This is a genomic window from Mesorhizobium wenxiniae (assembly GCF_002284535.1).
In the GTDB taxonomy this organism is placed as follows: Bacteria; Pseudomonadota; Alphaproteobacteria; order Rhizobiales; family Rhizobiaceae; genus Mesorhizobium; species Mesorhizobium wenxiniae.
This window is the reverse complement of record NZ_NPKH01000023.1, coordinates 446,491-459,050: the sequence shown is the minus strand read 5'-3', so window position 1 is coordinate 459,050 and position 12,560 is coordinate 446,491. Positions and strand designations below refer to the sequence as shown.

Annotated in this window: 13 protein-coding genes and 3 pseudogenes; 8 read left to right on the top strand and 8 right to left on the bottom strand. The window is 59.2% G+C overall.

Going from position 1 to position 12,560, the window contains the following annotated elements:
* Positions 1–25: 25 nt before the first annotated feature.
* Positions 26–139 (bottom strand): annotated as a pseudogene (locus CIT31_RS18690) (DUF982 domain-containing protein); the annotation flags it as partial.
* Positions 140–348: 209 nt separating this feature from the next.
* Between CIT31_RS18690 and CIT31_RS18685 the strand changes: the two are divergent.
* The gene (locus CIT31_RS18685; protein ID WP_095519800.1) at positions 349–873 is read left to right on the top strand and encodes a metallophosphoesterase family protein; all 525 of its coding nucleotides are present in this window, start codon (positions 349–351) and stop codon (positions 871–873) included.
* A gap of 67 nt (positions 874–940) precedes the next feature.
* Here CIT31_RS18685 and CIT31_RS18680 read toward each other — a convergent pair whose 3' ends face one another.
* Positions 941–1,930, bottom strand: coding sequence for a ribonuclease Z (locus CIT31_RS18680; protein WP_095519946.1), 990 nt, complete (start codon positions 1,928–1,930; stop codon positions 941–943).
* Positions 1,931–2,195: 265 nt separating this feature from the next.
* Between CIT31_RS18680 and CIT31_RS18675 the strand changes: the two genes are divergently transcribed.
* A complete protein-coding gene (locus CIT31_RS18675) occupies positions 2,196–3,344 on the top strand; it encodes a DUF3182 family protein (RefSeq protein ID WP_095519799.1) in 1,149 nt (382 codons plus the stop codon).
* A 543-nt stretch (positions 3,345–3,887) separates the two neighbouring features.
* The gene (locus CIT31_RS18670) at positions 3,888–4,415 is read left to right on the top strand and encodes a YciE/YciF ferroxidase family protein (protein WP_065006888.1); all 528 of its coding nucleotides are present in this window, start codon (positions 3,888–3,890) and stop codon (positions 4,413–4,415) included.
* Between the two features lie 416 nt (positions 4,416–4,831).
* On the opposite strand, the gene CIT31_RS18665 is transcribed toward CIT31_RS18670, so the two are convergent.
* Entirely contained in the window at positions 4,832–5,143 is a 312-nt protein-coding gene (locus tag CIT31_RS18665; RefSeq protein WP_095519798.1) for a hypothetical protein, read from the bottom strand.
* Positions 5,144–5,412: 269 nt separating this feature from the next.
* Between CIT31_RS18665 and CIT31_RS34305 the strand changes: the two genes are divergently transcribed.
* The 4 genes and pseudogenes from CIT31_RS34305 to CIT31_RS18655 all read left to right on the top strand — a co-directional run bounded on the left by CIT31_RS34305 (position 5,413) and on the right by CIT31_RS18655 (position 6,831).
* Positions 5,413–5,607, top strand: a complete 195-nt coding sequence (locus tag CIT31_RS34305; RefSeq protein WP_165778472.1) for a 4'-phosphopantetheinyl transferase family protein — start codon at positions 5,413–5,415, stop codon at positions 5,605–5,607.
* A pseudogene (locus CIT31_RS35235) lies at positions 5,576–5,818 on the top strand (ATP-binding cassette domain-containing protein); the annotation flags it as partial. The gene CIT31_RS34305 and the pseudogene CIT31_RS35235, both read left to right, overlap by 32 nt.
* 46 nt (positions 5,819–5,864) lie before the next feature.
* Complete coding sequence (locus CIT31_RS18660; protein WP_245316368.1) at positions 5,865–6,209, top strand: ATP-binding cassette domain-containing protein; 345 nt, start codon at positions 5,865–5,867, stop codon at positions 6,207–6,209.
* 127 nt (positions 6,210–6,336) lie between these two features.
* Positions 6,337–6,831 (top strand): hypothetical protein, encoded by a 495-nt coding sequence (locus CIT31_RS18655; protein ID WP_095519797.1) that lies wholly within the window; start codon positions 6,337–6,339, stop codon positions 6,829–6,831.
* A 92-nt stretch (positions 6,832–6,923) separates the two neighbouring features.
* Here the strand turns inward: CIT31_RS18655 and katE are convergent.
* Positions 6,924–9,034 (bottom strand): annotated as a pseudogene (gene katE / locus CIT31_RS18650) (catalase).
* A gap of 350 nt (positions 9,035–9,384) precedes the next feature.
* Here katE and CIT31_RS18645 point away from each other — a divergent pair.
* Entirely contained in the window at positions 9,385–9,948 is a 564-nt protein-coding gene (locus CIT31_RS18645; RefSeq protein WP_095519945.1) for a sigma-70 family RNA polymerase sigma factor, read from the top strand.
* On the opposite strand, the gene CIT31_RS18640 is transcribed toward CIT31_RS18645, so the two are convergent.
* The 4 genes from CIT31_RS18640 to CIT31_RS18630 form a co-directional block, all read right to left on the bottom strand.
* On the bottom strand, positions 9,949–10,131 hold the full coding sequence (locus tag CIT31_RS18640) for a hypothetical protein (protein ID WP_095519796.1): 183 nt from the start codon (positions 10,129–10,131) through the stop codon (positions 9,949–9,951).
* A 255-nt stretch (positions 10,132–10,386) separates the two neighbouring features.
* Positions 10,387–10,521, bottom strand: coding sequence for a hypothetical protein (locus CIT31_RS35755; protein WP_280950342.1), 135 nt, complete (start codon positions 10,519–10,521; stop codon positions 10,387–10,389).
* A 94-nt stretch (positions 10,522–10,615) separates the two neighbouring features.
* A complete protein-coding gene (locus CIT31_RS18635; RefSeq protein WP_095519795.1) occupies positions 10,616–11,572 on the bottom strand; it encodes a class I SAM-dependent methyltransferase in 957 nt (318 codons plus the stop codon).
* A complete protein-coding gene (locus CIT31_RS18630) occupies positions 11,569–12,558 on the bottom strand; it encodes a GNAT family N-acetyltransferase (RefSeq protein WP_095519794.1) in 990 nt (329 codons plus the stop codon). Before CIT31_RS18630 ends, CIT31_RS18635 begins: the two co-directional genes overlap by 4 nt.
* Positions 12,559–12,560 lie beyond the last annotated feature (2 nt).

Here is a 12,560-nt window from a genome sequence, read left to right as displayed (position 1 = left end):
AACGAGGCTCGGCCTGACCGGCCGGCTAGATTTGTTCGCCGAGCAGGATCCTCGCATCCTTGGCCGCGACGATGAATGCTTGGCGCGCGACCCTTGGCGGCTTTTCGCCGCGGATAACAGCAAGGCAGGCTTCGATTGCAGCGAGCCGCGTCTTGGACGCTGGCGCTCACGGCCTAGGTTCTTGCGATCTCAAGGTAATGCCACGAAGGTCCTTGATGGAAGCCCCCGGCCTCTGCCAACACAAGCAGAGGTGGCCAGAGCGCGGTGGCGCACTATCTCATCGCGCTCGACAGGCTCGACGAATGTATGGCGAGGTTCGGACATTGTCCGCAAAGGCTGTAAACGACCATGATCTATTTCACGGCCGACACACATTTCAGCGATCCGCGCATTCTGCGCATCGATCGTCGCCCGTTCGGCTCGCTGGCAGAACACGATCGAGCGCTGATTTCGCTCTGGAACGAAACCCTCAGCCCGGACGACGAGATCTGGCATCTCGGCGATTTTGCGAGGGGATCGGCCGAATTCGTTTCATCGCTACTGTCTTCTCTTAATGGCCAGAAGCATTTGATTATTGGCAACAACGATGGCGCAGCGACCATCGGCGCCGCAGGTTGGGCCAGCACTCAACATTATAAGGAGCTGACGATAGACGGCCGGTTGCTGATCCTTTGCCACTATCCTTTTCGCACCTGGAATCAGATCGGCAAGAAATCGATCGATCTACATGGCCATTCCCACGGCAGACTGAGCCCGGTTACACGCCAGTACGACGCGGGCGTTGACAGCTGGGATTTTCGCCCGGTCACCCTTTCCGCCATCCTTGCAAGCCGACGGGGGCGAACCGTCGGCCGGTATATTCAACGCAAGTGATCAAAACGCAGATCATACCGGCTGTTGCCTAATGGCTGGTATTCTGCGTCGCGCGGTTGAGAAGCGCTTACGCGACTGGATTTGCCATGAACTCTGCACGCAGTTTATCCTCGTGTCCGAGATAACGGGGCGAAAAGTGCATCGGCACGGCATGTTCAACACCTGCAAGCCTGGCGATAGTGCCGGCTTCGGCTGCCGTGAGATGCCGCTTCGCTGCGGCCAGCTCGCGATCTTCCTGCAGGAAGCCCGCCTCGATAAACAACTGGTTCGCGCCGTGCGCAAGCGCAACGACACGCGCAAGATTTGCCTCATTGAAGGCGAGATCGGTCGCATAGACAATCCTCTGCCCGGGACCGGTTCTCAGGGCTCCGGCACCGAGCAGTTCGCCGACCGAGATATGCCGATCCGCGGTTGCCGCCAGCGTCGTTTTCGGATCAGCCCCGCGCCGGACCGCACGCTTGGCTTCGCTCAACCAAGGTCCGACGCGCAAACCCAATGCTTCCAGTTGCGGTTTTTGCACATTGACCCGGATCTTTTCCTGAAACGCGAATGCAAGGCATGGAACGCCGTGGTCAAGCATTGCTGCTTCGACACGGAAATCGGGATCATCGAGCAGGACATTTCCTTCGGCTGAGGTCGAGGCAGTATCCTCTCGAGCGAAGCCCGATCGCGCCCGAAACAGGCGGCAATGATGAAATCCGCCCGGCGTCCAGTCGCAGGCCGCTATCATGAGATCGTGGGACTGTTCGTCGAGGAGATTCCACGTGTATGCGTTGAGCTTGGCTTGCACGGCCGCGGTCAACCCAGGCGGGCCGAAGAAATGCACTGTTCTATTCCTGTATAGAAATAACCGCAGGAGCCGATCGAAGCCGGCGAAATGGTCCATATGCATATGTGATACGAACACATGGCTGACGCGCAGGATTTCGCGCGGCGAAAGTGGCGACAGATCACCAATGTCGAAGAGCATCGCCCGGTTGCCGAATCGGAAATCCAGAAGGAGCCCCGCATCCGAGAAGGGGTCGTTGACCAGGCGCGGCTGAGCCAGCAACGTCACCGAATTCACCCGATACTGTTTTCGAATTTCGCCACCAGGCGCTCACCTTCAGACACGATCTGGACCTCACGTCTACCCCTCTAATCGCGCGCTCGGGGTAGCGGTTCCCGACGTATATCGTTCGAAAGGACGCAGAAGTACGGCGAGCCGGCCAACCCAGGCTGAACGTTTCTGCCATCTTGCGCGTTCTCTTGGGTCGGACCGAATCGCGGGCCGAAACATCGGCAATCCGCGGCCACAATGAGGTAGCACCGGAACGAACGAGATGACCGAGCACAGAGGCACTCAGCCGAGCGAGGCAAAAGGCACCGTAATCGCATTCTCCGCGCCGGGCTGCGAGCCCCTCTATGCTCACGAACGGGAAGCTATGGCTGCGGTTGCCCGCACGATTGCGAGTCTCAAGGGATTTGCCTTCCAGCAGGGTCTAGGCAACAGCGGCGGCAACGGCTTGTATTTCGTGCCGGACGACAGCTTGCTTGCTCCCGATGCGGCACGGCTAGGCATCAACGGGCCGCAGGATCTCTTCGGCGGCGTGGTGCCTTGGCGCTTCGCAATGACCAAGGCGATAACCCATGAAGTGGTCGACGGCTTGGCCAAGCGACCGAAAGAATGGTCGACCGGCTTCGGCAGAACTGTCAGCGCAGCAGTATTGCCTGGCTACACGGTATTTTCGCGGCATGATGCGCTGCGAGCAGCGGAACGCCTGTTGAGGCTCGGGCCGGCGCGACTTAAGCCACCGCTTTCCTCGCGAGGCCAGGACCAGCACATTGTTCGCACGGTTGCTGACGTCGAGAGACTGCTCGAGCGATACCGCTTCCTCGACCTGGACGAGTGCGGTCTGGTACTCGAAGCGGACCTTCGTGAAATCGTAACGTTGAGTGTTGGCAGAACGGAGATCGATGAAATCAGGGTCGCCTACTACGGCACTCAAAGGACGACGACCGACAATGCGGGACAATCCGTTTACGGCGGATCGGATCTCATTGTTGTGCGCGGCGGATGGGAAGCTCTCCAAGATCTTCAGCTTCCTCGCGCACTAGCTTTGGCAACGGCGCAGGCGAAGGCCTATGACGCGGCGATGGCTGGGTATCCTGGATTTTTCGCCTCGCGGCGCAATTACGATATCGGCCAGGGGGTCGACTCGTCGGGTACCTGGCGATCCGGCGTGCTCGAAGCCAGCTGGCGTATTGGCGGCAGCAGTACTGCCGAGCTTGCGGCAATAAAAATCATGAAGCAAGACCCGGCCATCCAACTCGTCCGTGCGTCCGCAGTTAAGGCGTTCGGCAATACCAGCCGGCTACCAGTGAAGGCGGATATTCACTTTCAAGGAGAAGACCCCGATGACGGGCCGATTACGCGCTATACTGTGGTCACCCATGCGACCCGGGAGCCGCCAAGGAAAGCGGCCGATTAGCATCGTAGACTTGCACCGCGCCATCGATGGTCGCGCACAACTCTGTGCCATTTGCGCCGGCCAATGAGCGTCAAATTTAGGATCGCAAAACGCTTAAGGACCAGGGAACATCCGTGGGCGGCTTGAGTTGTTCCGGCAGCCATTAGAAAACTCAAGCGGGGCGAAGTGACCTCCGGCCGACGCCGGTCCCGAGGACAGGATCGTTTGCGACGACTGTGGCGAATTCCTGGGTACATGGGATGATCTGCTTACCGACTTTGAGAAGCAGGGCGGACAGGATGGAGTGTTCCGTCTCGACAAGGGCCGTATCAGACGGATCATTGAGCCGATTGCCCGGCGCGGGCCGATCGGGGGCGGGCCCCAAAGGGCGGCGCTGCGCCTCCGCTCGCCAGCGTAACCCTTTGCAGCACCTGACTATGCGAACCCGGGGCCTCGGAAAATTTCCAGCGGCTCGAATCATCAGGGAACTTGTTGCCGGCCGGCGGGGTTATCGGACGCCTTCCTAGTTAGGGAGGCTAGCTCCAACCCCAGCGGGAGAAGACCATGCCAACTGCGAAGAAAGCCGCGAAAGCGACAACCAAGGGTCTTGAGGACCTGTTCCTCGACGGACTCAAAGATCTTTACTACGCCGAAAAGAAAATCCTGAGGGCCCTGCCGAAAATGGCGAAAGGTGCGGAGTCGGAAAAAGTGACTGCTGCCTTCGAAAAGCATCGTATGGAGACGGAAGCTCACGTCGATCGCCTCGAGGAGGTGTTCGAGAAATTTGGCAAGGCAGCACGCGGCAAGACCTGTCCGGCGATCGACGGCATCATTGAAGAAGGCTCGGAAATCCTCGAAGAATATGAAGGTGCTCCTGCGCTCGATGCCGGACTGGTCGCAGCGGCGCAAGCCGTCGAGCATTACGAGATCGCCCGGTACGGTACTCTTATTGCCTGGGCAGAACAGATGGGAAAGGCCGATGTCGTCTCTCTTCTCAAAGCGACGCTCGAGGAAGAGGTCGCGACAGACGAAGCGCTGACGGGTCTAGGCGAGGGTGGCGTCAACGAACGTGCTCTTCAAGCGGCCGCGTAATCCCCTATGACATGGGCTTGCGGGGTTCCGGCAGGAATCGCCAGGGGCTCCGCTCAGATACGCAGGTATCATTGCCATCCGAGTACTGATTCGGCAGTTGAAGGAAATTTGCCTGAAACTGCCGAGTCAGCCGACAATTCAGAGCCGGCTTGAGGATCGGTAACCCTGCAATTGCTGTTACTGGGTGGCACGCAAAAATCACCGGCGCATTGGTGCTAGCGCACAACGCGCTCGCCCAGTGCGGTTGGCGGGTGGACCCTGAAGCAACCAAAGATGCGGCTCTGGCAGCAGCGCATCGCGCGGGTGTTTTATCATTGGTCTGGTCAGGTCAATATAGCCCACGCCATGCGGCTATCCATTCGCTCCGGCCTCACAGTCGGTAATCAAACGGCGGGCCGTTGCCCGCCTTCCATGGTTCAGTTACTCTCACCGCCGAGCTTTTTGACATTGCTGCAGAATTCAGGGTGGGTGTTGGCGGCGTTGGCGTTTGCCGCCTCGTCATCGCAGACTTTTGTCATTGCCGTACGATCCTCGTCTGTCAGCGCTTTCCAAGCTGCCGTGAACTCGTCGTCGGACCGCATGGTCGTCATGCTAGAGTCTGTGTAGAACGGCTCCATCTTTGCGGGGTCATCCAAGGCAGACGTGCCTGAGTCGGGGCCTGCCGCGAGAGAAACGCCGCTTACCATCGAAAGCGCCATCGCGCCTAGACAGATCATCTTGTAGCTCATGACAAGATCCTTCCGTTGTTACTGGTCGCTAATGCAACGACCTGCTGGCAAACGGCCTGTTTCAGAAAAGGTTCCTTTCTCACCTGCTGGCACGGCACTTGCCCCGTGCTTTCTACAACCCGGATGGCCATCGCCAAGAGCGCGCTTACCCCTATCCTAAACTGCGGGCGAAATCTGCTAGCGTTCCTTAATGGCTAATCACCAGCTACCATTGGCGTCGATCGGGCCGACGCCATGCCGCGCTCTTCTGTCGGCGAGGAAAGTGTTAGATGAAGCAGAGCGGTGTTGTCTTGCAAGACGATGGCGCGCGGGCAACGCCAGTTCTCGGCTTCGATGTCCATATATGGCGGATCGCCCTCGATACTCCAATTTCACAAATGGACCTGACCGCGCTTAGCCCAGCTGAATTGACCAGGGGCAGTCGGTTCGTGTTTGAGCGCGATCAACGACGCCGCTCTGGCTGAAGGTTCACTGACCTTGAGCCCCGGCGTCGTCAGCGGCATCGTCGGGCCCAGCGGCTCGGGCAAGACGACGCTGCTTATGATCGCCGGTCTGCTGGAGGCTCCGACCACAGGAGAGGTTCTGTTCGACGGTAAGGTGATTTCGCGTCCCGGTGCTAAGCTCAACGAGCTGCGGACCTTCAGGCGGACCCATCTTGGCTTCGTGTTCCAGAAGGCGAATTTGATCCCTTTTCTCACGGCCGCCGAACGTCGCTATCGCCATGCAGGTCAACGATGTCGGCCGGCAGCAGGCCCAGGTGCGAGCCGCGAGGCTGCTCGATGCGTTGGGCATGGGACATCGCCGCTCCAACTATCCGTCCCAGCTTTCCGGCGGCGAGCAGCAGCGCGTTTCGATCGCAAGGGCCCTGGCTAATGATCCAACCGTCATTCTGGCCGACGAACCCACCGCTGCGCTGGATGGTACGCGGGCGGAGATGGTGATGAAGGTCTTCAGGCATCTGGCGGACAGTCGCAATGTCGCGATCTGCGTTGTGACTCACGATACGCGCTGGATGACTTACTTCGATTCGACGCTCGAACTCGAAGACGGCCGAGCACGGAGGTAGGCACCCGCCGCTGCGACTGACCGATAGCCGGACACCGGTATGCTGCATTGTCGGCCAAGCGCTGCCGGTGAATGGAACATCTGCCGACGATTGCCGTTGATATGCTCGTCAGGCGAAAGGGCTGCATATGTCAAAAATTCAAGCGGTAACTCCAGAGCATTTGCAGCGGCTCAAGCTCGAGGCGTCTGCTTATTTTGGTCCGAAAGTGCTCCACGAAGCATTATTGCGTCTTTGCCAGGCTTGCGGAAGCGATAGCCTTGAACGGTTCGAGAAGACTATGGTCGATCAGATCGAGGCAATGAATGATGAAAGGGCAGATTTCGAGACAATGAAGGAATTTTCCATCGAACAGCTTTACGCCTGCGTTCGAGAGGTCAGTTGTTCGCCGAAAATGAAACAGCCGCTGGAGGAAGCAGAAACCCGAAGGACACTTGGCCGGTCGGAAGAGCCGAAAACCTTGGAAGACCAGTTGCAGGCGGGACTTGAGGATTCCTTTCCCGCGAGCGACCCGCCTGCCGTGGTGTCCACAGCGATCTCCGGCGGGGCGAAAAAGCTGGTCGGGACTGACGAAGTCCTGAAAAAACAGCGAGAGGAAACGGCTAAGAACAACGCCCGGTCATAGACGGCCCAGTAAGAGCGGCGCGGATGCTTGCGCCCGCATGGTCGCCGGGGTTCCCGTCTACCATGCAAACAGATGGCCAGCATGCACCCGCGTCAGAGCTTGACGGCCGCCTCCCGCGCCCAAAGCCGCAACTTCCGGCAGGCCTGGACAAATTCCTCAGCCGCCTCTTCTGATTCCAGCCTTATCGGTCCTTCATCCGCATCCGCCTCGACACCTGCCCTGGCCAGGAGTGGCTCGGCTTGTGGCGTGAACCCGATGAATTTGCAATGCGCGAAGGCATCGGAAACGAAATCCTTCGCCGCGGCTTCCTTGGCCAGCAGTTCGGCGCCCGGTTCTGACAACATAAGCACGACCGCGTCGAACAGGACCGATGGTCCGCCGTCGATCATGTGCCTCGCTTCGATTTGCGTGCCGTCAGCCGCACTTACGCCGCCGACCTTTGCGGCGACAACCTCCATCACCGCGCCTTCCGTTTCGATCGCGGACCGGAGTTGCTCGAATATGGCGGCATCCTCGCCGTCGCTGACCAGCACGCCAACCTTGCGGCCTCTGAAGCTCTCCGGTCCGTTTTCGATGATGCTGAGCGCCGGCGATGGCTCCAGGTCGACTCGCGGCGGCACGGCAGCGTCTGCCGGATTGGGCATCTTTCGAATCCCAAGCTTGTCGGCGACAGTGGCCGCCAGAGCCTCGTCGACGTTCAGCAGATGGGAGACCATTCGTTCGCGGATTGCCGGTGTTTGGACCTTGCTCAACTCGAATGTCAAAGCCATCGCGATGTGGCGTTGTTCCGGAGGCGTCTGGCTGTTGAAGAACTGCCTCGCCTGGCTGTAGTGGTCGGCGAAGCTTTCCGCCCGCAGCCGCACTTTCTGGCCCTCCTCGGCATCGGCAAAGGAACGGAAACCGCGCTGGGGTTCTTCGCGCGGACCCATGCCCCACGAATTTGGCTCATAATTGGCACGGCCTACCGGATTGCGCATGGCCATGTGTCCATCCTGTTGAAAATGAGCGAACGGGCATTTCGGTGCATTGATCGGAAGGTGGGTGAAATTCGGGCTGCCGAGCCGTTTCAGCTGGGTATCGAGATAGGAAAAGTTGCGTCCCTGCAGCAGCGGGTCATTGGAAAAATCAATGCCGGGGGGCACGTTCTGCGTCATGAACGCAACCTGTTCGGTCTCGGCGAAGAAATTATCCGGCATGCGATCCAGGACCAATCGCCCCACGGGGATCGGCTGGAGGATCTCTTCGGGAATAATCTTGGTGGCGTCGAGGACGTCGAAATCGAAGCTGTCCGCAAAGTCCTGATCGAAGAGCTGTACGGTAAGTTCCCATTCAGGGAAGTTGCCGGACTGGATCGCCTCCCACAGGTCGCGGCGATGGAAATCCGGATCGGCGCCATTGATTTTGACCGCTTCGTTCCAGACTACCGACTGCATGCCAAGCTTTGGTTTCCAGATGAATTTGACAAAGGTGGATTCGTCGTCCGCGTTGACGAAGCGGAAGGTGTGGACGCCGAAGCCTTGCATGAAGCGGAAGGAGCGCGGGATCGCACGATCCGACATGATCCACATGATCATGTGCATCGATTCCGGCATCAGGCTGATGAAGTCCCAGAAATTGTCATGCGCAGTTTGGGCCTGCGGGAATCGCGGTCCGGTTCCTGCTTGGCGGCATGGATCAGATCGGGAAACTTGATCGCGTCCTGGATGAAGAAAACCGGGATGTTGTTGCCGACCAGATCCCAATTGCCTTCCTTGGTGTAAAGCTTGACCGCGAAACCGCGCACGTCGCGGGCCAGGTCGAACGAGCCCTTGTTGCCGGCGACTGTCGAGAAGCGCACGAAAACCGGCGTCTTTTCGCCAGCACGCTGAAAAATGTCGGCGCGCGTGTATTTAGCGAGCGATTCATAGGTTTCGAAATAGCCGTGTGCCCCGTAGCCGCGAGCATGCACGACCCGCTCGGGTATCCGCTCGTGATCGAAATGGAAGATCTTGTCACGGAAGCGGAAATCCTCGATCAGCGATGGCCCACGCTCGCCGATCTTCAGAGTGTTCTGATCGTCCGAGACAGGCGTTCCGAGCGCAGTGGTGAGGACAGGGGTCTCGCCTTCCGCCGTTTGGTGAAACTCACCGCCGTTTCCACGCTCGACATTTTGGTCGCGACTGCTTGCAGGCTGAGTTTCTGAACGCTGCCGGGACTGGGCCATGGTTTATCGCTCCTCGATGGATGAAGGCCGGAACCACCGGCTCAGGGCGTCGAACTGCCGATGCGCAGCTTTGTTCCAGTAAAAGACTGGCGCCTTTGCTTGCGGAACAATGGCGAATCGACGTCGCTGGCTGCCCACTGCGGGCGGACCCTGGCCGTGTTCTAATCGGGCGGCCTCACCGCAACAGAACTCGAACGCACAGAGACGGGTGTGCGTTCGCCCAATCCAAGATTTTCTAGCGACTTATTTCGACGTCCGGAACGAACCCAACCTTCATGCATTTAGCTAGGTCTGCGTGCATCAACTTATTCTTGCTGGGAGCTGGACCATTGTCCTCGAGGGGCTACGCCTTGGCAAACCAGGAGACGGATGACGTTTCCATCGTTGACCTGATACCTGCCTTGCGAGCCTTCGCCCGCACCTTCTGCCGTGTTCCTGACGATGCTGATGACCTGGTCCAGGAGACGTTGACCAAAGGGCTCGCCAACATCGATAAGTTCGAGCCCGGAACGCGTATGAAGTCATGGCTCTTCACCATCATGCGCAACACCTATTATACGCGCATTAAGGCCGCCGACAGGGAAAAACCCGGCCTGCTTGACTGCGCCTCCCTAATCCCAATTTCGGAAGCGACGCAGGAGTGGTCCGTTCAGAGCAAGGAAGTCTCTAGCGCAGTCCAGAAGCTGCCGGAACATCAGCGCGAGGTCCTGATGCTGATCGGGGTGCTTGGCGTCAGCTATGAAGAAACTGCCGAGATATGCGGTTGCGCCGTGGGAACGGTAAAAAGCCGCCTTAACCGAGCGCGCGCCAGCGTGCTGGAACACCTCGGCGAAAGTTCGTTGCAGACATTGGTAGAAAGACGCAATCACCTGTCCGAAGCACAGGGAAACTTGGCAGTCGACAGGCGTCGATAGCTATTCCACTTTCTTTGCTTTGCATCGACGCTTCTCGACAAGCGCGTTCTGCAGTTGGATCGCAAGGTTGGTCAGACGGCCGGGGACCTTTTCCTGCTCGATGGCAGTCAGCAGAGATGCAATCTTCCGGTCTATTGCCAGCCGGAGTTGCGGGCTGATGGTATCGTCGCTCGAGCGAGACATAGTGTTCTCTTAACGAATTGGTCCCTTCACCAGTGTGGTGACAGCAATCAGCGTTTGCAAGGATTCACGCGCCGTCCTCGCCGTCAGCGCCGTCCCTTGCACAGCATTGTTTCGAAGCCGCTAATCTCGTCGGGGAAGCCTATGCTTTCCCCTCCCTCTCCCCCGGCAATGTTGCCGGGTGCGCTCGATAATTCGACTCTCGCGACCTCTGCTGCCACTGGTTATGATTCGCGTTAGCGGTTGCAACAGTCAGTCTTAAGAGAGCCGATCCGCGGCGTGATACTGATCGGAATTGATCCGATTGCCGTCGAGCCGGCGTCGCTCGGTGTGCGAGGCTCTGTTCTGACAAAGCCGCGTTTCCTCGACCTTGTCCTTGGCCAAATCGGTCATCGCGCCGGCGCCTTACCCTGACGGCAGAGGTGATGTCTACCGCCGGATGCCATCTAGTCCTCCTTCGGATTGTGGGCACTCACAGGTGCCTTTTCTATTTGACGCCCGAACAATCATTGGGCCGTAATGTTCCGTCGGATGCAGAAAGAAGAAAGGCATTGCCATCCCACAGCCGGAACGGCTTCTCGCCGGCAACCACGACCTGCATGCCGTGGGCTTCGGCGAGGCGGTGAACATCGGCACGATCCAGCGCCGGCGATCCGCGATAGGAGTAATTCAGAAGTGCTGCCATGCCTGACGTTCTCAGAACACGCGCAATTTCCTTGAAATGCCGCTCCGCCAGGCCAGCCAGTACCAGATAGGGGAAACTGTCGACAGCCAGCACGCAATCGAAGCTTGCGTTGCCAAAATCGGCAAGATCGAGACCAGAGGTCGGCCGAAGTTCCACATTGCGCAGCTTGGCACATCGCTCTCGAGCGATCGAAATCATCTTCGAAGATATGTCGATGCCGACGACCCGGTGCGCCGCGCTGGAGAGCGCGCTTTCGAATCGGCCGATGCCACAACCAATGTCCAGTATGTCCCGATCGGCGCCGGTGAAGCCATGCCTTTCCAGCCATTCGACGATCTCATCGGTAGCGGCTGAAAGCCTCTCCTCGTCGCCCAGGGAGGACAGTTGCACGCTTGCAGGCAGGGAAATCATCGCCGCCGCATCGAACCCGGCGGCCAGCCGCTTGACGACAGCGGCATCCGTTTCCTCCTGATTACGCTCGTGGCGAACGGCCGCACCTGTTTCACGCAGCATGGCAAAGATGTCAGGCCGGTGACGAAGCAGGTCGGCGATCCGCTCCAGTCTGTCTCGTTTTCGAAGGTCGGCCGAATGCATATCCAGCGCCAAATCAGCCAATTCTGCGGCATCGATCCCCGTCGCGAAGCGAAGCGCCAGTCTGGCGATGATGGCTTCGACGCAGGCGCCGTCGGCAATGCACTCATCGAGCACCATTCTTGCTGTCGAGGCCTGTGACGATGATTTTCGTCCGGTCGTGCTCATTGAGCGATGCTCCGCGTCCAGACCTTTCGCATTGTCCATTGGTCGACGGCGCCCCAGCCATACTTATAGGTTTCCTGGCCGCGCAGAAAGTCGAACTCCCGCGCCCCTTCACGAGCCGCCTCGGCAATCGCGTGACCAATGAGGATTGCGCCGGGACTTTCATCGGCGTAGGCCGGATCGAAACCGCCAAGATAAGCGTAGGCGCGGTGGCGATGGTGAAATCCGTAATAGGCCCCGACGACCGCATCATCGATAGCAACAAGCCAGCATCGCACAAGGCCCTGCGCGGCAAGCAGTGGAAGCGCCTGTCGATGGAATTCTTCCGCAGCCGGGTCGGCCAGCACGCCGTCGCCATGTCCGGCCCAACGCGCGCCGTGAAGGCGGACCAGTTGATCGAAGAATGTTTTGGGATCGGCTTGCGCCGACATGATGGAAACGCAGCCGCGCCTGCATGCGGCTTTATGTGCGCGGCGCAACTGGCGTCTTCGCCGCGCCGGAACGCGGACCGCCAGCGCCTCGTCCCCGGCAATCGAGAGCACGGGACAAGCAGCGTGATCGACGAGTTGACCCGCCTCCAGTGCAGGGTGCGTTATGGCGAGACCCGCGGCACCCGCCGGTAGATCCGGCAAAATCCATTGCGACCAATTGATCGCAAGAGCCCGGTCGGCGATGACGGCGGCGACAGCCGCTTCGATGCCGGGGAAACACAGGACATCCAGATAGTCGCTCAATGAAATCCCGACCGGAAGCAATTTCGAACCGGAAGTTGTGTGTTCTAGATAAAGCGGCGCCAATCCCACCAGATCGTCGCCACGCCAGACGGCGATCGTCGCCAGTTCTCCGGGCGCGAATGTGCGCCACCACGGCACCAGCCAGGCGGGGCATTGAAACGGCGTCGCCGTCCGGCTGTGCGCCCAGAGCTCCCGCCAGCGCGGCGCCAGGGCCTCAAGGGCGGCCGGATCGTCGATGGTCTCGGAGCGGAGCATGA